The following is a 25,849-nucleotide window of genomic DNA, read 5'->3' as shown; positions in this document are numbered from 1 at the left end:
TCCTTCAGGTGGTTTTTCCATCTTCCGAAGCGATCCAACTCTCTGTTCTGCCGCATTGTCTTGCCGTTGAAACGATTTCGTTTCAACGGCATATGCTTTAAGCCATCGCAAAACGCGCCGAGCAGCCTTATGCTCTGCGTTCAAAGCCGCAGCCAAAGTCTGGTGCAATGCCAATATATCAGCTTTCAGAAACGATGATTGACCAGATTGCCGCTGGCGAGGTGGTGGAACGCCCGGCAAGCGTGGTCAAGGAACTGGTTGAAAACGCGTTGGATGCCGGCGCAACACGCATTGAAATTGCCACTGCGGGCGGTGGCAAAAGCCTGCTGCGCGTCAGCGACAATGGCGGCGGCATTGCCGTAACCGATCTGCCGCTGGCCATCCGCAGACACTGCACGTCCAAGCTTTCAGACAATCTCGACAATATCCAGACTCTGGGATTTCGCGGCGAAGCCTTGCCATCCATTGGCTCGGTAGCGCGGCTTACCCTGCGGTCCCGACACCGGGAAAGCGGCGCGGATGCACATGAAATCCGGGTGCAGAACGGTCAGGTTGAAGCACCACGCCCCGCCGCCTTGTCACAGGGCACTGTGGTGGAAGTTCGTGACCTGTTTTACTCGGTTCCGGCGCGGTTGAAATTTCTGAAGGGCGAGAAGGCGGAATCATCTGCCATCACCGATGTTGTGCGCCGCATGGCCATCGCCTTTCCACAGGTGCGGTTTGAACTGACGGGCGAAGACCGCACGCCGACAGTATTTGAAGCAACGTCCGACCCATTGGCGCGCATAGCCGCTGTGGTGGGCAAGGAATTTGGCGAAAATGCCCTGCAACTGGATGCGCTGCGGGAGGGCGTAGAGCTGACCGGCTTTGCCGGCCTGCCCACATTCAACCGGGGCAATGCGCTGTTTCAGTTTTTCTATGTCAATGGCAGGCCGGTCCGCGACAAATCCCTGCTGTCAGCAATTCGCGGTGCTTACGCCGATGTTGTGGCCCGGGACAGACATCCCGTGGCGGTCCTGTTCCTGACGCTGGACCCGCGCGATGTGGATGTGAATGTGCATCCGGCCAAGGCCGATGTCCGTTTTCGCGATCCGGGTCTGGTGCGCGGCCTTGTTGTGGGTGCCATTCGTGCGCTTCTGGCAGATAGCGGCATTCGCGCCTCCACCACTGGCGCAAGCGGCCTTATGGCGGCTTTCCGCTCAGGCGCAGCTGAAGAAGGCGGCTCACGCATGCCATCTTTTGCCAGCGATTACCGGCCAGAGCCAAGGCCGGGCAATTACACGCCTGCCAGTTCTCCATTTCGCCCCTTGGCCAGTGGCGGGGGCTTTGCTTCCAATGGCACGCTGCACGGCTTTGAACCGCAGGCAAGATCAGAGCCAAAGCCGGACGCAGAGCCGCGGCCATCACAAGCCAGCCCTGCCCCGGACTTTCCGCTAGGTGCAGCGCGCGCCCAGATTGACAAGGCATTTATTGTTGCTGAAACGAGCGACAGTCTGGTGATTGTGGACCAGCACGCCGCGCATGAAAGGCTGGTTTATGAGGCCCTGAAAACCGCCTTGCACGACCAGCCGCTGCCCGCGCAAATGCTGCTGATACCGGAAATTGTTGAATTGCCGGAAGGCGACGTTGACCGGCTAACGGAGCATGCACCGACATTTGAGCGATTTGGCCTGCGGCTCGAACGTTTCGGGCCGGGAGCGGTGGCGGTGCGGGAAACCCCGGCCCTGCTGGGGCAGTGCGACATCCGGCAACTGGTGAAAGATCTGGCAGACGACCTTGCCGATATTGACAGCCCCGACCGGCTGAAGGCGCGTATAGACCATGTGGCGGCCACCATGGCATGCCATGGCTCGGTGCGCTCAGGGCGCAGCTTGCGACCAGATGAAATGAACGCATTGCTGCGGCAGATGGAATCGACACCAGGCTCCGGCCAGTGCAATCACGGGCGGCCAACATTCATCGAGCTCAAGATTGCAGATATTGAACGTCTGTTCGGACGAAGATAAAAGGCAGGTCAGGGGCTGATGTTTTTCACCCCGGCTTTACGATAGAAAAGAGATGGCGATGATGAACCGCATGGACAGTGGCGGCGAGGCGAAAATCAGTTACCTCGACGGAGATTTTGAGGTTATCCGCCCCGGAGCCTATGTTCTGTGCGCTGTGACCAACCAGTCAATTCCGCTGGATATGCTGCGTTACTGGAGCGTGGCGCGGCAGGAACCCTATGTTGATGCGGCTGCGAGTCTGGAGCGCGAACTGCAGTTGAACCCCGGGCTGCGGAAGCGCTGAGCCTTTTCAGCAAAAGTTTGAAGCCATTGGCGCAAAGTGGTGCATGGCTCAGCCAAAGCGGCGGCGGCTATAGGCGTCGCGCGTCTGGGCAATCAGCCGCTGCTTCAGATCATCCGGCTCGAAAATCAATTCGACATCCAGCACGGCGCTGGCCGCCAGCAACTCATCGGCCAGAGGCCCCTCACCGGCCATTCGCACGCAATCCTTGCGCGTTGTCACCAGTTGCAGACCGTCCCGCTGCGCATCTGCCAGCAAGTCACGCATCTGGTCAGATGACAATGGATGATGGTCTGGAAAAGCGCGGGTCTGCGCAATCTCCGCGCCCGCCTCGCGCAGTGAACGATAGAATTTTTCCGGATCCGCAATGCCGCAAAAGGCCAGCACCTTTTTGTGCAACAAGTCGGATGGCCTCGGCTTCAGGCGCGCTTCGTAAATCGGCTTGCCACCGCGCGCAGTCTGGCGGATAGCGCGACTTCCGGCAGCACCCGTACCAATAACCATCAACGCATCCGCGTGAAGAATCTGGTCTTTCAGCGGTGCGCGCAATGGCCCGGCAGGAATGACCTGCCCGTTGCCGAGGCCGCGCCCGGCATCGATGACAACAAGCGCAAAATCAACCGCCAGCCGGGCGCTTTGAAAGCCATCATCCATGATGATGAAGTCGCAACCGGCTTCTTCCACCATATAACGCGCCCCGGCGACCCTGTCTTTGGCAACGACAGTCAAAGCTGTTTGCGCCAGCAGCAATGGCTCATCACCGGTCAACCGGGCCGAATGTTCATGATAGTCGACGATCAACGGCCCATGTGCCGCACCGCCATACCCTCTGGACAGAATTCCCGGTTGCAGGCCGCTGTCAATCGCTGCATTTGCCAATGCCAGCGCGGTCGGCGTTTTGCCACCGCCGCCCACGGTAAAATTGCCAATGCACAAAACCGGCGCATCCACCGCAACGCGTTGCTTGTTGTTCATACGGCGGCGGGCAACAGCGCCATACAGAGCGGCGGCTGGCAGCAGGGCTTTAGCGGGCCATTGCGCACCACCCCACCAGAAGTCCGGGGTTTCACCCCCCATCATCTGCCATTACCCGTGCGATGCCGGCGGTCAAAATTCAGGCTCAGGCGCATGGGATGCAGAAACGGCTCCAATGCCTGCATGGTGCGAGACAGTGCGCCGCGCATTTCCACCACGCTGGCCTTGGCATTGGTGATCATCGCCGTACGGGTTTCCGGCTCAGTCAGCAAAACATCGATCTGTTCTGCAAGCTGGTCCGCATCGCGCACAATGCGCGCGCCGCCGTTTTTCAAAAGCCGTTGATAGATATCGCGGAAATTCTGCACATAGCGGCCTGATAATATTGCGGAACCTAGCATTGCCGCCTCAAGCGGGTTCTGCCCTCCCTCTCCGCTCAGGGATTTGCCAACGAAAGCAATCTCCGTCAGCCGAAGGTAGAGGCCCATCTCGCCCACCGTATCGCCGAGAAATATGTCGGTGGTTGGATCGGGCAGTTCGCCAAGCGAGCGGCGCGCAACACGAAAGCCTTTGCCCTGAAGCTCGCGAGCGATATCTGCCCCGCGCTCGACATGGCGCGGCACAATAATGGACAAAAGTCGCGGGTGCTTTTCGGTCAGCTTGCGCTGGACCTGCGCAATCATCACCTCTTCACCCTCATGAGTGGAGATGGCCGCAAAGGTTGGCCTGCGCCCGACGGCCTGGGCGATTTCAAGCGCCTCGGTCCTGTCTGTCAGCGGCGGCGGCGTTGTGTCCGCCTTCAGATTGCCGGCCACCGTCACCGCCCGGGCACCCAGCATATGGTAGCGCTCTCCGTCCACCTCCGACTGGGCAACAATATGTGCCAGATTTTCCAGCAGCGCCTCGGCAAGGTAGGGCACGGCCCGCCAACGGCGAAAAGACCGGTCGGAAAGCCGCGCATTGACCAGCACTTGCGGAATGCGCCGCTTGCCAAGCTCCATCAAGGTCATTGGCCAGATTTCGCTTTCGGCAACGATAGCCAGTTCTGGCCGCCAGTGGTCCAGAAAGCGCGAGACGGATGGCTTGAGATCCAGCGGCACATATTGGTGAATGACCGCATCAGACAGGCGCTCTCCAACCAGAGTGGCCGAGGCCACGGTTCCGGTGGTCATGACAATGCGAAAGCCTTCTGCCGCGATGGCGCGCACCAGCGGGGTCACCGCTGCACTTTCACCGATTGAGGCAGCGTGCACCCAGATGACAGGTGCATCATCCGGCCGGGCAACAGCGGTGAAGCCATAACGTTCGCGCCGTCGCAGCGGATCTTCCTTGCCGCGAGAGGCGCGCCAGCCGACATAGGCCCCAAGCATCGGATACGCCAAAGACCCGGCAAGCCGATAGGCTGTCAGCACCCCACGCGCCCATCCATAACTCATGCTGTTTCCCTAACTTCATTCACGCCGTCTGCCAGCGCAATGGCACGCCGGTTGGCCGCTTCTATGGCAAGCGTCACCTCGCGCCGTTTTTCTTCCATGACGCCAGCGTCAGCATCGGCAGGAACGAAAATCGGTTCGCCCATAATGACTGCTATTTGGCCGAATGGCAGGGGAATTGTGGTTTTATCCCAACTTTTCCGCAAAACCCGCCTGCGGCTGGTCACAGCGGCAGAAGGAATGATGGGCCTGCCTGACATGCGGGCAAGGGTGATAATGCCGAGCCCCGCCTCTCTTGGCGTGCCCTTTGGCACATCGGCAATCATGCACACGCCGATATTCTGCCGCAGCGTGCGCACCAGTTGTATCAGCGCCCGCGCCCCGCCTTTTTCAGACACGGCCTGCCGCACGCGACCACCCGAACCACGCACGGTGCTGATGCCGAAACGTTCAACCACATCGGCGTTGACCGCCGCATCGACATTGCGCGAAAGCAGCGCCGCATAGGGCAGTTCACGCGGGCGGAAAAACGGCGCAAGCAGATGTTGGCCATGCCACAGGGCAACGATTGCCGGGTGCTCCTGCGTCAGGATACGGCGCCAATCGGCAGACCCGGCTGCCGGCCGCTGTGTGGCATGCAGCAGCCGAAGAACTCCGTAAATTGTGAAACCGGCCAGAGAAACCATTTTTGGTGAGCGACCAAGCGCGCGCAACCGCAGCCGCAGCTTTTTGCTGCGCGCGGTTTTTGCCCTATGGCCCGTTTCGGTCCTGCCTGCCGGATCCATGTTCATTAATACGCCGCTGCCTCAGCCGACGGAGTCCGCATCCAGCAAACGGTGCAGTGGAACAATGAAGTAGCGCATCGTGGCATTGTCTACCGTTTCCTGCGCTTTGCCACGCCAAACCGAAAGAGCTGTCGCATAATCAGGATAGATCCCGACAATGTCCAGCGCGTTCAGATCATTGAAGCTGATTCCACCCAGATTTTCCATTTCACCGCCAAAAACCAGATGGAGGTGTTGTTTAGGGGTTTTGCCTTCAGTCATCTCACCCAATCCTAGAGCATTTCTCGATGAAACGGAATCGCTTCAACGGCAAGACAATGCGACACAATAAAAGGCCAAAGTGTTCCAAGCGATCTTTGAATCTTCCGAAACACTCTATGCCGATTTGCGCCGGATGCTTCGCATGAAGTGTTTAATTGCGCAAGGAATCTGCAAGCGAACGAACCCGCTCCAGCACTTTATCCCCCCCTGCTACCAGAACATTGTGACGCACAGGATTCAGCCCATAGGAATGTCTGGCTCCGGTAGTGGTCAAAAGCGTGCCACCGGCCCGCTCAAGAATCAGATCCGCGGCAGCGATGTCCCAGTCATTGGCGCGCGGCTGCACAATGGTGCCATCGATCACCCCGTTTGCAACCAGCGCCAACCGATAAGCCAGCGAAGGAATGGGCGGGGCGAAATCAATCAGGTCAGCAGCGCTTTCCGGCAGGCGCTGGCGCACCCTGTCGGGTAATGAAAGCCGCAGTCGGCGACCGGTCGCTGCATCGTCCAGCATCAATGGCGCCCCGTTCAGGGTCGCCTGGCCATCGGCTGTGGCCGCAAAGACTTCGCCGGTGATTGGCGCATAGATCAACCCCGCCGTAGGGCGGCCATTTTCCACGACGGCCAGGGCCACGCACCAGGTTGCCTCGCCCCGCAGAAAAGAGCGTGTGCCATCAATAGGATCGACAATAAAAAACCGGTTTTCCGAGCCGCTTGGCGGTTCAGAGGCGGTTTCTTCCGAAACCCAGCCATAGCGCGGCCGGGCAGAGAACAGATAGTCACGCAGAAAGCCATCCACGGCCAGATCAGCCTGACTGACCGGCGAGTTTCCTTCTTTCCAGAAGACCTGAGGGTTCTGCTGAAAATAGCGAAGCGCGATACGCCCCGCTTCCTTTGCTGCTCCGCTCAAAACTTCCAGATCGTCGGCAGCCACTGCGCCCTACCCTCCTGCAACCGTCATTTCGCCGAGGCCCAATGTCGGACAAACCACAGAAAAACGCGAATCAGCATCGTCGGCCGGCTGTATGCTGGCCAGCATCGCCCGCAAATGTCCGGCGATGGTGAATTCTGCCAACGGCTCTGCCAACTGACCATTGCGAATGCGGTATCCTGAAGCACCGCGGGAGTAATCGCCGGTTACAATATCGGCTCCATGGCCAATCAGTTCGGTGATGTAAATCCCGCCTTCCGCCCGGGCCAGAAGATCAGCCGGAGTTTCCTGCCCCGGAGTCAGCAGCACATTGCTGGAAGATGGTGAAACTCCGCCACCACCACGCGCGGCACGGCCATTGGTTGCCAGCCCCAGCTCTTTGCCGGTTGCGCTGTCCAGCAGCCAGGTTTTCAGAACTCCACCTTCCACCAGTTGCAAAGGCTGTGCGGCCACACCTTCACCATCAAACGGGCGAGAACCCCAGCGGCGCAACAAAAGCGGATTGTCCTCGATGGATATGTTTTCCGGCAGGACTGGCTGCCCCATGCTGTCTTTCAAAAAGCTGGAGCCACGTGCAATGGAAGCGCCGTTGATTGCCGACAGAAGATGGCCAATCAAACCCCGTGCGACACGCGGGTCAAAGACGATCGGGTAATGTCCAGTTGCCAGCTTGCCGGGGTTCAAGCGGGCAATGGTGCGCTCTGCGGCATTGCGGCCGATGGTTTCCGGCATTTCCAGGTCGTCATAGTAAATTCTGGAATCGAAATCATAGTCTCGCTGCATGCCGGTGCCATCACCGCCAACCAGGCTGACAGAGCGCGAAAAGCCGGACCGACGCTGCATTCCGGAAAAACCGCCAGAGGTTACAAGAATCAGCCCGACAGAACCACAGGATGCGGATGCCCCGCCAGAATTGGTGATACCCGCAACCGCCAGCCCCGCCGCCTCAGCCGCCAGTGCATGTTCCTTCAGCTCTTCTGCCGGTACGTCCGTTGCATCAAACAGGTCAAGCTCGGGAATGTCCTGCGCCAAAAGCGCCGGATCTGCCAACCCGGCATAGGGGTCCACCGGCGAAACACGGGCCATGGCCACGGCCCGCTCTGCCAGACGCTCCGGGTCGGCAGAAAAATCGGCGGAAACCGAAGCAACCCGCCCGCCGTAGAAGACCCGCAACGAAACACTGTCCGATTCCGAAGAGTCTGTCTGCTCCACTTTGCCAAGCCGAACCTGAACCGAGCGCGAGCTGGACCGGGCAATGGCGGCATCTGCGGCGTCAGCTCCTGCCCGCATGGCAGCGGCAACCAGATTTTTTCCGATGGTGAAAAGGTCTTGCGTTCTGTTGGTCATGGTCCGGCCTGTTGCATACAGACCGACATGTAACAGCAAAAGGATATAGCTCAACCGTGGAATCGAAATTTCACGCCCGGCTGACCTCAATGTCAAAGCCGCGCAACTCGCACAAGGCGGCAATCTTGCGCTTCAATTCCTCACGCAGATGGGCGGTTTCCGCCAGAATTGTGCGCACCCGCAGAAAATCCAGCACGCGATAGGGCGAAACCGGCGGCGCAACCACCAGATCCGGTGGTGAATGCGCCAGTTTGGCTTGAATGATCGCATGCATCATCAGTTGCGAAGAGCCGAACATGGTATCGATGGGTGACGGCAGCTTGTCGCTCGTCTGCAGCGGTCCGCCGGTCACATCCACCGCAATGCTCAAATCCACCCGCCCTGCCAGCAGGTCAAACGGCAGCGGATCGCAAATTCCGCCATCGATCAACACCTGCCCATCGCGCCGCACCGGGCGAAAAATGGCCGGCAGCGCCGCGGATGCGGCAATGGCGCTCAAAAGATCTCCCGTTTCAAGCGAGCGCACTTCACCCGCGTAGAAATCGGTCGCAGTGATCGACATGGGAATAGCAAGGTCTTCAAACCGCAGGGGCAGTTCCAGTGGCAGAAATGCGCCCACCACCCGCTCGGCATTCAACTGCCCCAGCCGAAACCCGCCATCGGCGCGGAATTCGGCAAAGGTCGATGGGCGGGTTCGCCACAGACGACTGGCAACCAGCCGCTTGTTGCCCAGCATCTCCACCACAAACTCCTCAACCACGGCCGCGGGCATGCCGGCGGCATAGGCTGCGCCAATCAATGCGCCAATGGAGGTGCCGGCAATACGGTGCGGCTTGATGCCAAGGTCGTCAAAGGCATGCAGCGCATGCACATGTGCCAGCCCGCGGGCGCCGCCGCCACCAAGCGCCAGCCCGATGCGAGGGCAAGCGCCGGTTTCCTCAATCAACGCCTCCCCGGCAAAATCCGGTGAAAACGAGTCAGCGCCCATGGCTAATTTCCGATTGCGGGTCCAACTGTGACAATTGTCGGTTCAGCCGTCAACAAGCGATCCGCCATGGCTTTGACCTCATCCATCGTCACCGCATCAATCAACGCTTCGCGCTCATTGATGTAGTTTACACCAAGCCCGTCCAGTTGAATGCCGACAAGCGTGGATGCAATACCAAGCGATGATGAAAGATTTTGCACTGCATAAGCGCCTTTGACATAGGCCTTGGCTTTGTCCAGCTCTTCTTCATTGGTGCCGTCTGCCGCCAATCTCTGCATCTGCTCCCGGATGACATCAATGCTTTCGCCAGCACGGTCTGCCCGGGTGGCGGTATAGGCCATCATGAACGCAGCGTGGTCATAGTCCACCAGGTTCGAGCCGACTCCATAGGCCAGACCGCGCTTTTCACGCACTTCCGAATACAGCCTGGAGCTGAACGTGCCGCCGCCCAGTATATGGTTCATCAGATAGGCCGCAAAAAATTCCGGGTCGTCGCGCTGAATGCCCGGCAAAGCTATCTGAATATTGGTCTGCGGCACCGCCAATTCCACATGCTCGCTCTTGCCGATAACGGGCTGCACATCCGGCACGGATGTCAGCTCGGCCTTGTCCGGAAGATTGCCGAAAACCTCATCCAGACGCTTTCCAAGCCGCTCGGCATCAATGGCACCCACAACGCCTATCACCAGATTGTCCTTGGCAAAGGCCCGGTCGCGGAAGGCCCGCATATCGTCCACGGTGACCGCGTTCAGCGTTTCAACCGTTCCTTCGGTAGGGCGGGCATAGGGGTGGTCAGGAAAAACTGTCCGGCGGAAAGCCTCGCTGGCCAGTGTTCCCGGATCATTGCGATTGGCAATAATTCCGGTTTCAATCTGGCTGCGGATACGCTGCACCGGCTCCTCATCCAGCCGGGGCTCATTCAGCGCCAGACGCAACAGGTCAAATGCCACATCCTCATTGGCAACAATCGTGCGGAAATTGCCGCCAAAATTATCATAGGTGGCGCTGAACGACAGGCTCACGCCGAACTCATCCAGCCGCGCCTGGAAGGCCTGACTGTCTATGTCGCCCGCTCCCTCGTCCAGAAGGCCGGACAAAAGATTGGCCATGCCATCCCTGCCCTGCGGGTCTTCCGTGGTACCCGCGCCCTTGAACGCAAAGCGCATGGCAACCAGCGGGTTGGTGTAATCTTCCACCAGAAGCGCGTGAATGCCGCCCGGACTTGTCACTTCCTGAATATCAATGGCAGCGGCAGGCGCGGCATAGGCCAGAACGCCACTTAAGGCCGCAACGAGCGCTGTGGTTCGTACAAACATCATTCCCGTGTTTCCTTGCTGCGTCGCGCTCATCGCTTATTCCTCCGACCCTGCAGCCGCAGGCAGCAGATAGCCGGTCACAGCTCCACGCGGCTGCAGATAGGCCGATGCGACAGCCTTCACATCATCCACTGTCACCGCCTCAATACGTTCCGGCCAGGATTCCACATCGGCAATGCTGCGCCCGGTCGACAGCGCAACTCCATAACGGCGCGCCAGCGATGTCTGGCTGTCGCGCTGGTAAATCAACGCGTTGCGCACACGGTTTTTGGCCGCGGCCAGTTCATCTTCGGTAATTCCATCGGCAACAATTTTTGCCAGCTCGCCATCCAGCGCCGCTTTCAGCTCTTCAATCTCCGCACCACCGCGCGGTGTGCCATAGGTTATGAACTGCCCTTCCATCAAGGAACTGCCCTGATAATAGGCGCCCACATCTGCGGCTATCGGGTTTTCCACGACGAGCTGTCGATAAAGGCGGCTGGTGGTGCCGCCGCCGAGCACATCTGCCAGAATATCCAGCGCCTCGGATTCGCCCGGCTTCGCCAGTCGTTCAGAAGGCACCACAAAGGCCGTCTGTACACTTGGCTGCGTCACGCGCGCATCTGCCAGTGTTACCGTGCGGTCGGTGAGTGATGGCGGCTCAAGCGGGCGCACCCTTTCACCCGGATCAGCGCGGCGTGCAACCTGGCCGAAAGTCTTTTCCGCCAGTTCGCGAACCTGTTCGAGCGTCACATCGCCTGCCACAATCAATGTCGCATTGTTGGGCGTGTAATATCTATCGTAAAAGGCGATCGCGTCTTCCCGCGTCAGCCCCTGCATTTCGCTTTCCCAGCCGATCACCGGTGTTCCATAAGGGCTGTTGAGGTAGATCGTCGCCTGCATTGCCTCTGAAAGCTGCGATGAAGGGTCATTGTCCACCCGCATGCGCCGCTCTTCCAGAATAACGTCACGTTCCGGCAGGACTGCCGCATCATCCAGCACCAGATTTTCCATCCGGTCCGCTTCAAATGCCATCATTTCCTCCAGCGCAGAGACTGGCACGCGCTGGAAATAGGCGGTGTAATCATAGGAGGTGAATGCATTTTCCTCACCCCCGATATCCGAAACAGCGGCCGAGAACACACCGGCCGGATGCGTCTTTGTTCCCTTGAACATCAGATGTTCAAGAAAATGCGCGATGCCGGATTTTCCCGGATGCTCATCGGCCGAACCCACCTTGTACCAGACCATCTGAGTTACAACCGGCGCACGGTGATCGGGAATCACCACAACCTGCAAGCCATTATCAAGGGTGAAGCTGGAGATCTGCGAGGCCATGGCCTCAGACTTTTCAATTGCATCGCCCGTGGTTGCCGATGTGGTTGCCGGGGTCGCCAAAGCCGTGCCGCAAAGCAAAAAAACTGCCAGTGCCGCGGTGAACGGGCGGGCGGCGGGTCGAAAAATGGACATCATCGTCAATTGCGCTTCCTTGCAGCATCGCTACGGTGAGTTCGAGATATGACCGTTCCAGACCTGCGGCGCAATTTACGTTTTTGTAAGGCAGGACTTCACCCGCGGCGGAAAAACCGCAGGATGCTGGCCCCCATATCCCGCTCATCCACCTGTTCCAGCCCGTCGACGGGTGAGAAAGGTGCCTCTTTGCCCTCTTCCAGCATCACCACGGCGCCTTGCCGCAGCCAGCCACCAGCAATGGCAGATGCCAGCGCGGCCTCACCCATTCTTCGGCCATAGGGTGGATCAGCCAGCAACAGGTCAAACGGTTCAACCGTACCCGCTTCACCCAGTCGGGTGGCATCACGTCGGAAGATTTTGGTGCGGCCAGCCAGACCAAAAGCTTCCACATTGGTGCGGATCAGGCCACGCCCCTCCACCCCGTCTTCAATGAACACACAAAAGCGTGCGCCGCGCGACAAAGCTTCGAACCCAAGCGCGCCCGTGCCAGAAAAAAGGTCCAAAACCCGGGTGCCTTCAAACCGGAAACCCAACCCGTGTTCCAGGATATTGAACAGGCTGCCTCGATGCCGCTCGGACGTCGGGCGGATATCGTCCGACTTCGGAGCGGCCAGAGCACGGCCACGAAACTCGCCCGCAACAATTCGAAGCATCAGCCAGACGCCTTACGATCGAGGGCCGCGTGGCGTGCGCGGCCTGTCGCCATCGCGACGTGGACCGCGCGGCTTGTCTCCCGTCGGCCGTGGCCGGTCGCCTGAAGGGCGTGGCGGACGTGGCTTGTCGCTGTCCCAACGTGGCCGGTCGCCATCACGCGGTGCGCGTGGTGCATCGCCATCCCGGCGCGGGCGGTCACCCGCGGGGCGCGGTGAACGTGGCTTGTCGCTGTCCCAACGTGGCCGGTCGCCATCACGCGGTGCGCGTGGTGCATCGCCATCCCGGCGCGGGCGGTCACCCGCCGGGCGTGGGCCGCGTGGTTTGTCGCCATTGCGATCGGAACGGAATCCGCTTTCCCGCCGGTCTGAAAACTGCTTGCGTTCTTCCTGCTCGGCCCGCTTTTTGTCGCCAAGAGCGCGCGCACCGGGTGCCATCCAGACATTGGCAGAGCGTCGGCCTGCCGATGGCGGTGCACGCTTTGGCCTGTCATCCGTGCCGGAAGATCTCTCGCGGGAGTCCCGACCGGCCCTGTCATCTCTTTCTTCACGGCCAAAGCGCGGTTTGCGCTCCGCGCCCTCGCTTTTAGGACCGCGCTCTCTGGTATCAGACCGGTCCGAACGCTCCGGCCGTGGCGGCCGGGTATCCAGCCGCCCCAATGCATCGGTGCGCTTGGCCTCACCCATCTTTTTCTTGTTGGGTCGCGCGTCAGATGCGCTGATCCATTCCTTGCCCTCACGCGCGTCGGGTGCATCACGACGCGGTTCCGCCTTGACCGGCTTGTTGGAGAACTCATTGACAATCGGCGCGTCGAAATCCGCTCCCGATTCTGCAATCAACCGCTCACCCAACTGATCCCGCAGGGTGCGGCCTTTGATTTCCATAACGGCACCTTCGGAAAGATCGCCAAGCTGGAACGGGCCGAATGACACGCGGATAAGCCGGTTCACTTCAAGCCCCAAATGGCCGAGAATTCGCTTGACCTCGCGGTTCTTGCCTTCCCGTAGTCCAACCATCAGCCAGACATTGGAACCTTGCTTGCGGTCCAGAGTCGCTTCCACTGCGCCATAGAACACGCCATCAATGGCAATGCCCTGCCGCAGCTCATCCAGTTGTTCCTGCTTGACATCGCCATGCGCCCTTACCCGGTAGCGGCGCAGCCAGCCGGTGGCAGGCAGTTCCAGCGTGCGGGCCAGTCCGCCATCATTGGTCAGCAGCAACAGGCCTTCAGTGTTGATGTCCAGCCGGCCAATGCTCAGGACACGCGGCATATCCGGCGGCAACTGGTCAAATACCGTGGCCCTGCCTTCAGGGTCACGATTGGTTGTCACCAGTCCGGCCGGCTTGTGAAACAGCCACAGACGGGTGCGTTCAATGGCGGGCAATGGCGCGCCATCCACTTCAATCCTGTCGCGCGCCGTCACATCAATGGCAGGCGACGTCAGCACTTTGCCATTCAGGGAAACCCGGCCGTCCGCAATCATGCCCTCGGCATCCCTGCGCGACGAAATTCCGGCCCGGGCCAGGCGCTTGGCAATCCGCATCGAGCCATCATCAGCCGGTTCTTCGCGGCGGGTCCGAACCGGCCCTGCATCTGCCCGATCGTGCGAAAGCTTGCCGTGGCTTCTCGGCGTTTTCTGCGTACCGTCGGCGTTCACACCAGCGTGCGATTTCGTGCCATGGCTGCGCGCGCGAAACGGTTTGTCTGCGCCGCCTTCACGTCGGCCTTCCGGCTTGTCCCTGCTGCCGCCGAAACGGCGCTCGCCACCATCAGACCGACCATTGCGCCGCTGATCATCGCGGCCATCTCTATCATTCATTTTCTCGTCCAGTATTCTTGTCGGGCCTTGAACCGCTTCATGTGACCGTCGATCACGTGAACCGTTCCAACTCTTTTGTTTTGTCGCATTTTCCTGCCGTTGGAACGGAACCGTTTCAACGGGAAATGCTGTGGCGGCATTCCGTGGCGGGCGTAAATTGCGGCTTTCATCCCTGCAGGTGCGCTACTACCGCCCTTTTGCATGAAAAACCGCTTCGCACTTTTCAATTGGATGCTTTAACAGTTCCGGCACGATCAAACGAGGGGGCAATTTTGACTAGCGGCAATTTCATGCAAATAGCCCTTGCCGAGGCGCAGGCGGCGGCAGAGCGTGGAGAAGTGCCGGTTGGCGCTGTCGTCGTTCTGGGTGGCACCATCATTGCCCGTGCCGGCAATGAAACCCGGCAGAACAACGACCCGACTGCCCACGCAGAAATTGTGGCGATACGCCGGGCTTGTGAAGTGCTTGGGCAGGAAAGATTGCCGGGGGCCGACCTGTATGTAACCCTTGAACCCTGCGCCATGTGCGCAGCGGCCATATCCTTCGCCCGCATCCGACGCCTGTATTTCGGCGCGATCGATGAAAAAGGCGGCGGGGTGGAACATGGTGCGCGGTTTTACTCGCAGCCGACCTGCCACCATGCGCCGGAGGTCTATTCCGGCATTGGCGACATCGCCAGCACCAACCTCTTGCGCGGCTTTTTTCGCGGCAAGCGCGATTTGTAAAGCGGCTGAAACCCGCGGGTCAGAATGGCAGTGAATCGCGGATTTTGGCACCAAGCGATTTGGTGCCCTGTGCGCGGCGCTGCTTCACATCTTCGTCCACGCCCTGATCGCCAACCGGTGCACTGGCCGATGGCTGACGGTAGTTAACCGGCGGCTCGGAAAGGTAGCGGCGCTGACCCGGCACGCCATATTGCGTGGCGCGTGCCTGGCTGACCTGCTGTCCCTGTCTGGTCAGGTCCTGCGGATTAACCCAGTTGTCTTCACCATTAAGGCGGGTATTGCCACCTGCAGGCGCGGCAACGCCTGTGCGGTAGTCTGCGGGAAGCGGCGCGCCACCGGCAGTGCTTTCCGCTGCCGCCATCCTGCGGGCTCTTTGAACTTCGGGTGAAACCGGCCAGCTCGGATCATTCGCGGCCGAAGTTGCCTCACGCGGTGCCGGCAGCGTTGTCATGTTCTGCGGGCGCACCAGTTCAGGCCGCGGCTGATAGGATATGCTTTGCTTGTTGGTGGAACCAATGGCGACGATATTGTCCAGATCGCTCAACATCTGTTCGCCCTGCGTGGCACCGGTGCCATATGTCGGCCCGACACAGCCGGCAACGAGCAGGCCGCTGACGCCAAGCAACGCCATCTGTATCGTCCGGCGAGAGTTTTTAATGCTCATTGACCACCCATTCCAATCTTTTGCCAACGCACAATCCAGACGTGCATCAGGCCCGAGGTCTGATTACACGCAATTCCGGCAAAATTACAGTGCCGGATCATCAAGCAACTACAACGCCTAGCGCGCGCAACTCACGCAGGGCTTCCGCATCCCGCAGAGTAACATCCGGAAACTCCGAATCACTACCAACATCGGGTTGAATTTTCCATGAACGTGAGCATTTGCGACCCTCGGCCAAGCGGTGGACAATAGCCACCTCCGGCACCTCGGCCAATCGGAATGCTCCTTCCGGAGCAGCCTCGCCGGTCACCGTCAGGTCGCTGGTAATGGCGATCTCGGCAAAGTCCAGAGATGCAATGAGCGCCCTGAGCCCATCATCGGCAATGTGCACAACCGGCGCAGCCTCCAGTGAAGAGCCAATTTTCTTGGCGCGCCGTTCTTCTTCCAAAGCGCCCATGACCACACGGCGAACCCGCCGCACATCCCGCCAACGCGCTGCCAGCGCCTCATTCTGCCAGCGCGGATCCACGGGGCGGAACTGCTCCAGATGCACCGAAACGGCTGCTGGGTAGCGTTCCAGCCATGCTTCTTCCATGGTGAATGGCAACAATGGCGCAAGCCATGTCACCAACCGGTCGAACAATTCGCGCACCACCTGCAATGCCGCTTTGCGGCGTGGCGATGATGGAGCGTCGCAATACAGGGCATCCTTGCGGATGTCGAAGTAGAAAGCCGACAGTTCCACAACCGCGAAGTCAACCAGAGTGCGCGAAATGCGCTTGAAGTCGAAGCTGTCATAGGCTTTCAGCACAATGGCTTCCAGCTCTGTCAACCGGTGCAGCATCAGCCGCTCCAGCTCCGGCATATCTTCGACTGCCATGGTCTCGCCCGTATCGTGGGAAAGAGTGCCGAGCATCCAGCGAACGGTATTGCGCAACTTGCGATAGGCGTCGATATTGGTTTGCAGAATGGTTTTGCCCAGCCGCAAATCTTCCGAATAGTCGGAAGAAACCACCCACAGGCGCAGAATATCGGCGCCAGACTGGCGGATCACTTCCTGCGGCGTCACCACATTGCCAAGTGATTTCGACATTTTGCGGCCTTCTTCGTCCATGACAAACCCGTGCGTCAGCACTGCGTCATAAGGCGCGCGCCCGCGGGTTCCGCAGCTTTCCAGAAGCGAGGAGTGGAACCAGCCACGATGCTGGTCAGAACCTTCCAGATACAGGTCCGCGGGCCATTTCAGATCCGGTCTTTTTTCCAGACAGAATGCGTGTGTGCAGCCGGAATCAAACCAGACATCCAGGATATCGCGGACCATGGTCCAGCGGTCACCATCATGCGCATTGCCAAGAAAGCGCTCTTTTGCGCCATCTGCAAACCACGCATCGGCACCTTCCTGCGCGAATGCGGTCAGGATGCGCTCGTTCACCGCCTCGTCCATCAGCACTTCGCCGCTCTCGTCCACGAAAACGCAGATCGGCACACCCCAGCTGCGCTGGCGCGAAAGCACCCAGTCAGGGCGTTCGGCAATCATGCCGCGCAGGCGATTCTGGCCGGAGGCGGGCACAAACCGTGTTTCCTCGATCGCCTTCAGCGCCACTTCGCGCAGCGTTTCGCCACCCAGATCCTTGTCCATATGCACAAACCACTGCGGCGTGTTGCGGAAAATTACCGGCTTTTTCGACCGCCATGAATGCGGATAGGAGTGCTTCAACCGCCCGCGCGCAATCAGGTTGCCCTGTGCAACCAAAGCATCAATCACCCGCTGATTGGCATCGCCCTTCTTGCCCTTGTCATCAATCACCCGCGCCGGACCTTCTGCGGAATCCGGGCCAAGACCTGGCACTTCACGCGTGTAGAAACCGCCGTCATCCACAGTGAATGGTATGGCGGTGTCTATGCCGCGCGCTTCCAACTGCCGCCGATTGGCAATGAAGGCGTCAAAGTCTTCCCGGCCATGGCCGGGTGCCGTGTGCACAAAGCCGGTTCCGGCGTCATCGGTCACATGGTCGCCGGCCAGCAACGGCACGGCGAAGCCATAGGCACCATCAATGCCGCTGACCTTTTCCCAACCACGGAGCGGATGGTCGCATACCAGTTCGGCCAGAACAGTGGCGGGCACATCGCCAACTCTTTTGTAGCCGCCTTCCGGCACACGCGCCTTGGCCAGAACATCGCCAGCCAATGCATCGGCCAGCACAAACCGGTCTCCGGCCATAGCCCAACGCGGCGCAGCCTCGTCATCAGGCGCCGTGACTTCATACACGCCATAGGCAACTTTTGGACTGTAGCTGATGGCCCGGTTGGCTGGCAGCGTCCAGGGTGTGGTGGTCCAGATCACGACGGATGCACCGGCAAGCTCGGCATTGCCGCACACCGGAAACTTGACCCAGACGGTATCGGACTCATGGTCGTGATATTCAACCTCAGCCTCGGCCAAAGCGGTGCGCTCGACAACCGACCACATGATCGGTTTGGATCCGCGATAAAGCTGTCCGCTCATGGCAAATTTGATCAGTTCGCCGGCAATCACCGATTCCGCGTCAAAAGACATGGTCAGGTAAGGGTTCTTGAAATCCCCCTCCACGCCAAGGCGACGAAACTCTTCCGACTGCACGCCCACCCAGTGCGTGGCAAACTCACGACATTCGCGCCGAAACTCGTTGATCGGCACGTCGTCCTTATTCTTGCCCTTGGCCCGGTACTGTTCCTCGATCTTCCACTCGATCGGCAGGCCATGGCAGTCCCAGCCCGGAACATAGTTGGCATCATAGCCGCGCATCTGGAAAGAGCGGGTGATCGCATCTTTCAACACCTTGTTCAGGGCATGGCCAATGTGCAGATTGCCGTTGGCATAAGGGGGGCCGTCATGCAGAACATATTTTGGCCGCCCGCTGCCTGCCTGACGCAACTTGCCATAAAGATTCATCGCATCCCATTTTTCCAGCCATTTCGGCTCGGCCTCCGGCAATCCGGCACGCATGGGAAACTGGGTCTGCGGCAAATAAAGCGTCGTGGAATAGTCAAACTTGGTGTCGGTCATTGCAATGGCTTTTCATCAAGAGGCCGAAACTGGCTGTGCAGCGGCAAGTGCATCAGGTCTGCCCACATCACTGCGCGGGCGCAAAACATCGTCCCGGCCCCGCCCCTCTTAACAGAAGCGCGAAACCGGGCCGGTAATTCGTATGGCGCAATGACAATCGTGTTCCAGTGGCAACATGGCGTCTCTGTATCAAGCTGCGCGCTTGCGATAAAGGGGCATTTCAGGCGTTGGTCACAAATGCCAGGTGCCTGTCAATTTCCGACAGCGGTTCAGCCCGGGCCAAAATCTGCCGCGCAACTTCGGTATCAGCATCCATCTGCCGTATCAGTGCATCAACGTTGTCAAATTTCAGTTCACCGCGCAAATATGCAAAAATCGAAATAACGGCTTCTTCCCCATACAGGTCGCCGGAAAAATCGAGGAGAAATGTTTCAAAGACCGGTGCGCCGTCATCAAAGGTTGGTCGCCGCCCGAAACTGGCAACGCCGCCATGCAGGCTGCCATCTGCCCGGCGAAAACGCACTGCATAAATTCCGTGCGCCAGCAGGCAATCATCCGCAAGCTGCATGTTGGCAGTCGGATAACCAAGGCTGCGCCCCAGTTTGCGGCCATGCTCCACGGTGCCGGAAACCATCCAGCGATAGCCCAGAAGGCTGTTCGCCCCGGCAATATCTCCAGCGGCCAGGTCCACCCGAACCCGGCTTGAGGACACGACCGCACCGCCTTCGTCATCAAACTCGTCCACCACCGTCACACCAAAGCCAAGCTCGTGCCCGGCCTGAATCAATGTTGCCGGCGTGCCGGCGCGCCTGGCGCCATACTGGAAATCATAGCCAACAACGACATGGCGGGCGGCAAGCTGTTCAAGCAGAATGTTGCGAATGAAGCTTTCCGCCGACTGGGCCGCGAATTCGCGGGTGAATGCCTGCTCCACCACCGCATCGAAGCCCAGAACCGAAAGAATTCGTGCTTTCAGGGGTGCGGCGGTGAGCCGGGCGACCGGCTGGTCCGGCTTGAACACCGTGCGCGGATGCGGCTCGAATGTCAGGCAGACCAATGGCACACCCAACCGTGCCGCCTCATCTTTTGCGCGGCCCAGCACTGCCTGGTGGCCACGATGCACGCCGTCAAAATTGCCGATTGCAACCACACAGCCCTTAAGCTCTGCGGGCAGATCAGCAATATCGCCAATGCGTGTCAAACCGGCACTCACCGCAGGCTCTCGATAGCGTATTGCGCAACAAGGCCGCGTTGCCGCAACGCGTCTGTCAGCGGCCCGGCCTCCATGGCAACGTCCTGCAGCTCTACTTCGTGGATACCACGTATGACCAGCAATGCATCCGCGCCGAAACCATTGGCCCCGGCAATGTCGGTGAACAGCCCATCTCCAATGCACAGAATGCGCTTGCCAGCGGCATCTGCCACCCGTGCGGCCAGCTCATAAATCGGCGCATGCGGCTTGCCTGCCAGGAACACCTTGCCTCCCAGTGCTGAATAGGACTGGGCCAGCGCCCCGGCACAATAAATCAGCCTTTCACCGCGATGCACCACAATGTCCGGATTGGCACAGACCATATCCAGGCCGCGCGCTGCAAATCCGGCCAAAAGATCCGCATAATCTTCCGGCGTCTCGCGCTCATCATGAAACAGACCGGTTGCAGCAATGCTTTGCGCCTCGTCTGCCTGCACCAGTTCAACATCCAGCCCGGCAAACAGATCAATGTCCCGCTCAGGCCCTAGGTGAAACAATTTGCGCGGCCCGGACTTGATCAGGGCTCGCGTGGCATCTCCCGACGTGACGATGGCATCATAGGCACTTCGCGAGAAGTTCAGCACACCGAGTTGCTGGGCCACAGCCTCGCTGGTGCGGGGTGAATTGGTGAGCAGCACCACCTTGACGCCCTGATTGCGGGCAGCCGTCAATGCCGCCTCTGCCGCAGGCGACTTGACCTCACCATTGTGCACAACACCCCAGACATCGCAGAACAGCACATCATACTGCCCGTCCACGTCCGACAGCCGGTCAATCCTGCGAAGAGACGCCATACTCTCACTCATGCCCGCTCACCCAAAACATTTTAATCGCCGCAGGCCTACGCATACCGGCCCGCCCCGTCAACCGCCATCATCACCGGTTTTTTCGGTTTGCCAGGGTGTTATATCAAGTGCTTGCTCGTTCAACCACTGTTGCAGTGCATCAATTTCGGCAGCAGGCCAAACAAGTGCAATGTAGGTATCCGGCCGCAACAGGCAGGCGGTGTCGCTGACAAATCCCGCATTGGCGCAGGTATCATCCCATCCGAACACATGCAGTGGCACGCTGTTGTCTGCGCACCAATGTTGCAGCGCATCGCCCGGCCTGCCGTAGACATGGATCTGCCAGCCTAGGGCGTTCAGGGATGCATAATTGTCCTGCCTTGGATTGTGCACCCAGGGCAGCCGCTCACCACCCTGCACACTGCCAGATACGCCCGCACTCAGCGGTCCCTGCCGGTAGTTGAGCATTGTCTGCGACAACACACGGAAAAGGCGCTCACGCAGTTTTTCCAGCCTGCCGGCAAGCGGCACGACCAGAGGCGCAATGCGTGTGCGCACAAAGCGCGCAAGATTGCCGGGCGACGTGGCCAATGTGAACACACGGTCTGTGGTTGCCACCAGTTGCACAGCGAATGCCCTGCGCTCTGACTGGTAGGTGTCCAGCAGACGATCGGGGGCTTTGCCGCCCAGAACTGCGGCCAGTTTCCAGGCAAGGTTAATGGCATCTCCAATGCCCGTGTTCATGCCCTGCCCGCCCGCGGGGCTGTGGATATGCGCGGCATCCCCCGCCAGGAAAACGCGTCCTTTGCGGAAACTGTCCACCACCCGATGATGCGCGCGATAGGTGGAAAACCAGTTCACCTTATCAATGCTCAGCTGCATGCCTTCCATTGCCCGATGGGCCACATCGGCAAATGTCAGGTCTTCCGGCTTTACACCCGGCTGTTCCTGCAAAGTGCCGATGAGGCGCGCCTCACCCGACGGCCCATAAGACAGAAGTGCAAGAAAATCCGCGTGATCCAGAACAACGTGTATCTGCCCGTCCGCGACCGGGCCGGACAAGTTGACGTCCGCAACATAATAGAATCGGTCATAGGTGCCGCCGGGAAAAGCAATGTTCAATTTCTGGCGAACAACAGAGCGCGCACCATCGCAGCCAGCCAGATACAGCGCCTGCGCAATGCTGCGTTCGCCAGGCGTGGTTTCAATGACGGCTTCCACCCAGTCACCCTTGTCCTCAAAACTGATCAGGGCCGTGTCCCGCTCAACCATGACGCCACGTCGGGCCAGCTGCTCCTCCAGCATTTTTTCATGCTGATCCTGTGGATAGACCAGAACATAAGGATAGGGCGTCAAGGCTTGTCCCACCCCGGCAAAATCAATATGCGCCTGCCGTTTGCCCTCGATCCACAGATTAATCGCCGGGTTGGGATGTCCCGCGGCCACAACAGCTTCTGCCATGTCTGCCTGCCGGTAAAGTTCCAGCGTGCGGGCCTGCACCACCATGGCCCGCGAGGTTTGGCCCGGGCCGGGTGCCTTGTCGATGATCCGAACCTTTACCCCCTGCATTGTCAACCAGAGGGCCAAAGTCAGCCCTGTGGGCCCTGCTCCTGCTATCAACACTTCATCGCGCATCGGCAATCCTTTCCGCGGGCCTTTCCGCGGGCGCAAACTCAAAGGCAGGGCAGCAACATACAGAATTTTCAAGCTGGATCGAGCGACAGCAGTTCCAAAATGCCATTCAGAAAAAATTCAGGAAGAAATTTTCCGTGCCATTGACAAGCTGAAGGGGGTCAACCTATCTGAGGGTCGTTAGCACTCTCCTCAGGTGAGTGCCAAATCCATCAGGGCCGAAATGCTGAAAAGGTTTTGGCCTTCTCATAGAAACGCCCGTCCCATTCAAGTGAGGGTCTGACGATATGGCTAACGTGAACTTCCGTCCCCTGCATGACCGCGTGGTTGTGCGCCGCGTGGAGTCCGAAACCAAGACTGCCGGTGGCATCATTATTCCTGACACCGCCAAGGAAAAGCCACAGGAAGGCGAAGTTATCGCCGTTGGCGCTGGTGCACGTGACGAAACGGGCAAAATCAACCCGCTGGACGTCAAGGCAGGCGATCGCGTTCTGTTTGGCAAATGGTCCGGAACTGAAATCAAGATCGGCGGCGAAGACCTGTTGATCATGAAAGAATCCGACATTCTCGGAATCGTTGGCTGAAAACAGCCACCAACCGATTTCTGAAATCTTGAAACGGCGAGGCCCATTGGGGAACGCCGGGGAGACACCAACATGGCAGCTAAAGAAGTAAAGTTCTCAAGCGATGCACGCGACAGGCTTCTGCGCGGCGTCGACATTCTGGCCAACGCAGTTAAGGTAACACTGGGCCCAAAAGGCCGTAACGTTGTTATCGAAAAGTCGTTTGGCGCACCGCGCATCACCAAGGACGGCGTTTCCGTTGCTCGTGAAATCGAGCTGGAAGATCGCTTTGAAAACCTTGGCGCACAGCTTCTGCGCGAAGTTGCTTCCAAGACCAACGACAAAGCTGGCGATGGCACAACCACTGCTACCGTTCTGGCTCAGGCTATCGTCCGTGAAGGTGCAAAGGCTGTTGCTGCCGGCATCAACCCGATGGATCTGAAGCGCGGCATCGACCTGGCAGTTGCAGCAGCTATCGCTGACCTGCAGGCTCGCTCCAAGAAAATCTCCACTTCGGCTGAAGTGGCGCAGGTTGGCACAATTTCGGCAAATGGCGACAAGGTCGTTGGCGAAAAGATTGCTGAAGCCATGCAGAAGGTTGGTAACGAAGGCGTTATCACCGTTGAAGAATCCAAGGCTTTGGAATTCGAACTGGAAACCGTTGAAGGTATGCAGTTCGACCGTGGCTACCTCTCCCCTTACTTCGTCACCAATGCTGAAAAGATGGTGGCTGAGCTGGAGAAGCCATACATTCTCATTCACGAGAAGAAGCTCTCCAACCTGCAGGCTCTGTTGCCGGTTCTTGAATCAGTTGTTCAGTCCTCGCGTCCGCTGGTCATCGTTGCTGAAGACGTTGAAGGCGAAGCTTTGGCAACTCTGGTTGTCAACAAGCTGCGTGGCGGCCTGAAAATTGCTGCTGTCAAGGCTCCTGGCTTCGGCGATCGCCGCAAGGCCATGCTGGAAGACATCGCCATCCTGACCGGTGGCCAGGTCATCTCCGAAGACCTCGGCATCAAGCTCGAAAACGTCACGCTGGACATGCTCGGCCGCGCCGAAAAGATCCAGATCACCAAGGAAAACACCACCATCGTTGATGGTGCTGGCACTTCCGAGGAAATCCAGGCTCGCGTTGCACAGATCAAGGCGCAGATCGAAGAAACAACTTCGGACTACGACCGCGAGAAGCTGCAGGAGCGTCTGGCCAAGCTGGCAGGCGGCGTTGCCGTTATCCGTGTTGGCGGCTCGACAGAAGTTGAAGTGAAGGAGCGTAAGGACCGCGTTGATGACGCGCTGAACGCAACTCGCGCTGCTGTTGAAGAAGGCATCGTTCCTGGCGGTGGCACTGCACTTCTGCGCGCCAAGAAGGCCGTTGAGGCTCTCTCTTCCGAAAATCCTGATATCCAGGCTGGTATCAAGATCATTCTGCGCGCTCTGGAAGCTCCGGCCCGCCAGATTGCAGAGAACGCTGGTGTTGAAGGCTCGGTTGTTGTCAACCGCGTTCTGGAAAACGAAGGCGCTTTCGGCTTCGACGCTTACAGCGAGACTTATGTTGATCTGGTTCAGGCCGGCATCATCGACCCGACCAAGGTTGTTCGCACTGCTCTTCAGGACGCAGCTTCCGTTGCTGGCCTTCTGGTCACCACCGAAGCTCTGGTTGCGGAAGTGCCAAAGGACAAGCCAGCAGCTCCGGCAATGCCAGGCGGCATGGGCGGCATGGACTTCTAAAAAAGTTGGAGCGTTGCGGTTGATCGAAAGATCATTCGAAACGCACCACTCAGTTCATGGCTTCTTTGAACGAATAGAGGGTCCGGTTTTCCGGGCCCTTTTTTGTTGCTCACATAAACAATTTTTAATGTTGGAAATGGAACCGGACTTGGACCTGAGAGTTTTATTCGTGAAGCCAGCAGCAGCGCTGGCCCCAAAATTCAGGAGTGAAACCAAATGGTTGACAAGAACGAGATCAAGGGCGGCGCCAAGGAAATCGGTGGCAAGGTCAAAGAAGCAGCTGGCAAAGTTGTTGGCAGCGAGCGGATGAAGGCCGAAGGCAAAATCGATCAGGCCGAGGGCAAAGCCCAGAAAAATTACGGCAAGGTCAAGGACGCCGTGAAAGATCAAGTGGGCCGCTGATCAACGTCTTTCAGCATTCCAGAATTGGCCACCCGGCGGCTTAGCCCCGGGTGGCTTTTTCAAGCGCTAAATGCGGGCTTGCGGCCGCAAATAAGGCTGACAATTCTGTCAATTGCGTTATAAAGGTTGTCGGCAAAAGGCAGCCAGCAACCTGCGCCCCTTCGGGGTATGGCGAATGCCTGATCTGAAGTCTTCCTGATTGTTACCTGTCAGGCGAAGATGTCAGCAATGCAGGTACTGACAGTGGTTTCGCCGGAACCGGGGAACAAAATGCGCGATTTTCGCGATGCAAAGGCAATGGCCAAAACCTTGCGACTGGCACTTGGCGCTCGTCAGCATGACATTTCGCACAGTGAGGCACTGGAAATTGTTGCGCGGCAGCTTGGTGCTGCCAACTGGAACATACTATCAGCCCAGCTCTCGGAAGATGAGCCAGACAAGGACCTGATCAGCTTCCAGCAGGCCGTGCCGATTGTTCGCATATTCGAAGTTGCCAAAGCGCACGAATTCTATCTGGGCTTTCTGGGCTTCAGCGTGGATTGGGAACATCGCTACGGCGAAAATTTTCCGCTTTACACACAGATATCACGTGGTGGTTTGAGGCTTCATCTTTCCGAACATGCGGGCGATGCGACACCGGGCGGCAATATGGTGGTTTACATGAGCGGCATCCGCTCGTTTCAGAAAGAGCTTTCCGGCAAAAACTACCGCTATATGAAGCCGGGTCTGAGAGACGAAGGCACACGGCTGGAAGTTGAGGTGATTGACCCCTTCAGCAACCATCTTCGCTTCATGGAATTGAAAACCTGA

At 58.8% G+C, this 25,849-nt stretch carries 22 protein-coding genes and 1 pseudogene; 7 read left to right on the top strand and 16 right to left on the bottom strand.

Going from position 1 to position 25,849, the window contains the following annotated elements:
• The first annotated feature begins 167 nt into the window (after positions 1-167).
• Both mutL and FPY71_RS03650 read left to right on the top strand, forming a co-directional pair.
• The gene (gene mutL, locus FPY71_RS03655; protein ID WP_149297724.1) at positions 168-2,006 is read left to right on the top strand and encodes a DNA mismatch repair endonuclease MutL; all 1,839 of its coding nucleotides are present in this window, start codon (positions 168-170) and stop codon (positions 2,004-2,006) included.
• Between the two features lie 58 nt (positions 2,007-2,064).
• Positions 2,065-2,289 (top strand): DUF2093 domain-containing protein, encoded by a 225-nt coding sequence (locus tag FPY71_RS03650; RefSeq protein WP_149297722.1) that lies wholly within the window; start codon positions 2,065-2,067, stop codon positions 2,287-2,289.
• Positions 2,290-2,337: 48 nt separating this feature from the next.
• Here FPY71_RS03650 and lpxK read toward each other — a convergent pair whose 3' ends face one another.
• The 11 genes and pseudogenes from lpxK to FPY71_RS03595 all read right to left on the bottom strand — a co-directional run bounded on the left by lpxK (position 2,338) and on the right by FPY71_RS03595 (position 14,245).
• Positions 2,338-3,363: a tetraacyldisaccharide 4'-kinase gene (gene lpxK, locus FPY71_RS03645; RefSeq protein WP_149298653.1), complete on the bottom strand. Its 1,026-nt coding sequence runs from the start codon at positions 3,361-3,363 to the stop codon at positions 2,338-2,340.
• On the bottom strand, positions 3,363-4,697 hold the full coding sequence (gene waaA, locus FPY71_RS03640) for a lipid IV(A) 3-deoxy-D-manno-octulosonic acid transferase (protein ID WP_149297721.1): 1,335 nt from the start codon (positions 4,695-4,697) through the stop codon (positions 3,363-3,365). Before waaA ends, lpxK begins: the two co-directional genes overlap by 1 nt.
• Complete coding sequence (locus tag FPY71_RS03635; protein WP_149297719.1) at positions 4,694-5,485, bottom strand: lysophospholipid acyltransferase family protein; 792 nt, start codon at positions 5,483-5,485, stop codon at positions 4,694-4,696. Before FPY71_RS03635 ends, waaA begins: the two co-directional genes overlap by 4 nt.
• Before the next feature lie 15 nt (positions 5,486-5,500).
• Positions 5,501-5,740: a DUF4170 domain-containing protein gene (locus FPY71_RS03630; RefSeq protein WP_149297717.1), complete on the bottom strand. Its 240-nt coding sequence runs from the start codon at positions 5,738-5,740 to the stop codon at positions 5,501-5,503.
• Positions 5,741-6,017: 277 nt separating this feature from the next.
• A pseudogene (locus FPY71_RS03625) lies at positions 6,018-6,674 on the bottom strand (3'(2'),5'-bisphosphate nucleotidase CysQ); the annotation flags it as partial.
• A gap of 6 nt (positions 6,675-6,680) precedes the next feature.
• A complete protein-coding gene (locus tag FPY71_RS03620) occupies positions 6,681-8,018 on the bottom strand; it encodes a TldD/PmbA family protein (protein WP_149297713.1) in 1,338 nt (445 codons plus the stop codon).
• A 70-nt stretch (positions 8,019-8,088) separates the two neighbouring features.
• On the bottom strand, positions 8,089-9,006 hold the full coding sequence (locus FPY71_RS03615; RefSeq protein WP_149297711.1) for a patatin-like phospholipase family protein: 918 nt from the start codon (positions 9,004-9,006) through the stop codon (positions 8,089-8,091).
• A gap of 2 nt (positions 9,007-9,008) precedes the next feature.
• Positions 9,009-10,325: a M16 family metallopeptidase gene (locus FPY71_RS03610; protein WP_149297709.1), complete on the bottom strand. Its 1,317-nt coding sequence runs from the start codon at positions 10,323-10,325 to the stop codon at positions 9,009-9,011.
• Between the two features lie 33 nt (positions 10,326-10,358).
• A complete protein-coding gene (locus FPY71_RS03605) occupies positions 10,359-11,774 on the bottom strand; it encodes a M16 family metallopeptidase (protein ID WP_149298651.1) in 1,416 nt (471 codons plus the stop codon).
• 95 nt (positions 11,775-11,869) lie between these two features.
• Positions 11,870-12,427 carry a 16S rRNA (guanine(966)-N(2))-methyltransferase RsmD gene (gene rsmD / locus FPY71_RS03600; protein ID WP_149297707.1) on the bottom strand — a complete coding sequence of 186 codons (558 nt, stop codon included), beginning with the start codon at positions 12,425-12,427 and terminating at the stop codon, positions 11,870-11,872.
• 12 nt (positions 12,428-12,439) lie between these two features.
• Positions 12,440-14,245 carry a pseudouridine synthase gene (locus FPY71_RS03595; protein ID WP_149297705.1) on the bottom strand — a complete coding sequence of 602 codons (1,806 nt, stop codon included), beginning with the start codon at positions 14,243-14,245 and terminating at the stop codon, positions 12,440-12,442.
• Between the two features lie 290 nt (positions 14,246-14,535).
• Here FPY71_RS03595 and FPY71_RS03590 point away from each other — a divergent pair, with 290 nt between their 5' ends.
• Entirely contained in the window at positions 14,536-14,970 is a 435-nt protein-coding gene (locus tag FPY71_RS03590; protein ID WP_149297703.1) for a nucleoside deaminase, read from the top strand.
• Positions 14,971-14,989: 19 nt separating this feature from the next.
• On the opposite strand, the gene FPY71_RS03585 is transcribed toward FPY71_RS03590, so the two are convergent.
• From FPY71_RS03585 to FPY71_RS03565, 5 genes are all read right to left on the bottom strand, one after another.
• A complete protein-coding gene (locus tag FPY71_RS03585; protein WP_149297701.1) occupies positions 14,990-15,634 on the bottom strand; it encodes a hypothetical protein in 645 nt (214 codons plus the stop codon).
• A 100-nt stretch (positions 15,635-15,734) separates the two neighbouring features.
• Positions 15,735-18,680 (bottom strand): isoleucine--tRNA ligase, encoded by a 2,946-nt coding sequence (gene ileS / locus FPY71_RS03580; protein ID WP_149297699.1) that lies wholly within the window; start codon positions 18,678-18,680, stop codon positions 15,735-15,737.
• Between the two features lie 220 nt (positions 18,681-18,900).
• Positions 18,901-19,893 carry a bifunctional riboflavin kinase/FAD synthetase gene (locus tag FPY71_RS03575; protein ID WP_246160114.1) on the bottom strand — a complete coding sequence of 331 codons (993 nt, stop codon included), beginning with the start codon at positions 19,891-19,893 and terminating at the stop codon, positions 18,901-18,903.
• A complete protein-coding gene (locus FPY71_RS03570) occupies positions 19,890-20,738 on the bottom strand; it encodes a TIGR01459 family HAD-type hydrolase (protein ID WP_149297697.1) in 849 nt (282 codons plus the stop codon). Before FPY71_RS03570 ends, FPY71_RS03575 begins: the two co-directional genes overlap by 4 nt.
• Before the next feature lie 57 nt (positions 20,739-20,795).
• Positions 20,796-22,352: an FAD-dependent monooxygenase gene (locus FPY71_RS03565; RefSeq protein ID WP_149297695.1), complete on the bottom strand. Its 1,557-nt coding sequence runs from the start codon at positions 22,350-22,352 to the stop codon at positions 20,796-20,798.
• 284 nt (positions 22,353-22,636) lie between these two features.
• Here FPY71_RS03565 and groES point away from each other — a divergent pair, with 284 nt between their 5' ends.
• The 4 genes from groES (at position 22,637) to FPY71_RS03545 (ending at position 25,849) form a co-directional block, all read left to right on the top strand.
• Complete coding sequence (gene groES, locus FPY71_RS03560) at positions 22,637-22,933, top strand: co-chaperone GroES (protein ID WP_149297693.1); 297 nt, start codon at positions 22,637-22,639, stop codon at positions 22,931-22,933.
• A 72-nt stretch (positions 22,934-23,005) separates the two neighbouring features.
• Positions 23,006-24,637: a chaperonin GroEL gene (gene groL, locus FPY71_RS03555; RefSeq protein WP_149297691.1), complete on the top strand. Its 1,632-nt coding sequence runs from the start codon at positions 23,006-23,008 to the stop codon at positions 24,635-24,637.
• A 216-nt stretch (positions 24,638-24,853) separates the two neighbouring features.
• On the top strand, positions 24,854-25,039 hold the full coding sequence (locus FPY71_RS03550) for a CsbD family protein (protein ID WP_149297689.1): 186 nt from the start codon (positions 24,854-24,856) through the stop codon (positions 25,037-25,039).
• Between the two features lie 270 nt (positions 25,040-25,309).
• Positions 25,310-25,849: a glyoxalase superfamily protein gene (locus FPY71_RS03545; RefSeq protein ID WP_149297687.1), complete on the top strand. Its 540-nt coding sequence runs from the start codon at positions 25,310-25,312 to the stop codon at positions 25,847-25,849.

This window comes from Aureimonas fodinaquatilis, from assembly GCF_008369445.1.
GTDB lineage: Bacteria > Pseudomonadota > Alphaproteobacteria > Rhizobiales > Rhizobiaceae > Aureimonas > Aureimonas fodinaquatilis.
This window is presented reverse-complemented; position numbering and strand designations above follow the sequence as displayed.

Coding starts and splice junctions, on each gene's coding strand:
- mutL (WP_149297724.1), top strand. CDS start 168: ATGCCAATATATCAGCTTTCAGAAACGATGATTGACCAGATTGCCGCT.
- FPY71_RS03650 (WP_149297722.1), top strand. CDS start 2,065: ATGATGAACCGCATGGACAGTGGCGGCGAGGCGAAAATCAGTTACCTC.
- lpxK (WP_149298653.1), bottom strand. CDS start 3,363: ATGGGGGGTGAAACCCCGGACTTCTGGTGGGGTGGTGCGCAATGGCCC.
- waaA (WP_149297721.1), bottom strand. CDS start 4,697: ATGAGTTATGGATGGGCGCGTGGGGTGCTGACAGCCTATCGGCTTGCC.
- FPY71_RS03635 (WP_149297719.1), bottom strand. CDS start 5,485: ATGAACATGGATCCGGCAGGCAGGACCGAAACGGGCCATAGGGCAAAA.
- FPY71_RS03630 (WP_149297717.1), bottom strand. CDS start 5,740: ATGACTGAAGGCAAAACCCCTAAACAACACCTCCATCTGGTTTTTGGC.
- FPY71_RS03620 (WP_149297713.1), bottom strand. CDS start 8,018: ATGACCAACAGAACGCAAGACCTTTTCACCATCGGAAAAAATCTGGTT.
- FPY71_RS03615 (WP_149297711.1), bottom strand. CDS start 9,006: ATGGGCGCTGACTCGTTTTCACCGGATTTTGCCGGGGAGGCGTTGATT.
- FPY71_RS03610 (WP_149297709.1), bottom strand. CDS start 10,325: ATGATGTTTGTACGAACCACAGCGCTCGTTGCGGCCTTAAGTGGCGTT.
- FPY71_RS03605 (WP_149298651.1), bottom strand. CDS start 11,774: ATGATGTCCATTTTTCGACCCGCCGCCCGCCCGTTCACCGCGGCACTG.
- rsmD (WP_149297707.1), bottom strand. CDS start 12,427: ATGCTTCGAATTGTTGCGGGCGAGTTTCGTGGCCGTGCTCTGGCCGCT.
- FPY71_RS03595 (WP_149297705.1), bottom strand. CDS start 14,245: ATGAATGATAGAGATGGCCGCGATGATCAGCGGCGCAATGGTCGGTCT.
- FPY71_RS03590 (WP_149297703.1), top strand. CDS start 14,536: ATGCAAATAGCCCTTGCCGAGGCGCAGGCGGCGGCAGAGCGTGGAGAA.
- FPY71_RS03585 (WP_149297701.1), bottom strand. CDS start 15,634: ATGAGCATTAAAAACTCTCGCCGGACGATACAGATGGCGTTGCTTGGC.
- ileS (WP_149297699.1), bottom strand. CDS start 18,680: ATGACCGACACCAAGTTTGACTATTCCACGACGCTTTATTTGCCGCAG.
- FPY71_RS03570 (WP_149297697.1), bottom strand. CDS start 20,738: ATGAGTGAGAGTATGGCGTCTCTTCGCAGGATTGACCGGCTGTCGGAC.
- FPY71_RS03565 (WP_149297695.1), bottom strand. CDS start 22,352: ATGCGCGATGAAGTGTTGATAGCAGGAGCAGGGCCCACAGGGCTGACT.
- groES (WP_149297693.1), top strand. CDS start 22,637: ATGGCTAACGTGAACTTCCGTCCCCTGCATGACCGCGTGGTTGTGCGC.
- groL (WP_149297691.1), top strand. CDS start 23,006: ATGGCAGCTAAAGAAGTAAAGTTCTCAAGCGATGCACGCGACAGGCTT.
- FPY71_RS03550 (WP_149297689.1), top strand. CDS start 24,854: ATGGTTGACAAGAACGAGATCAAGGGCGGCGCCAAGGAAATCGGTGGC.
- FPY71_RS03545 (WP_149297687.1), top strand. CDS start 25,310: ATGCGCGATTTTCGCGATGCAAAGGCAATGGCCAAAACCTTGCGACTG.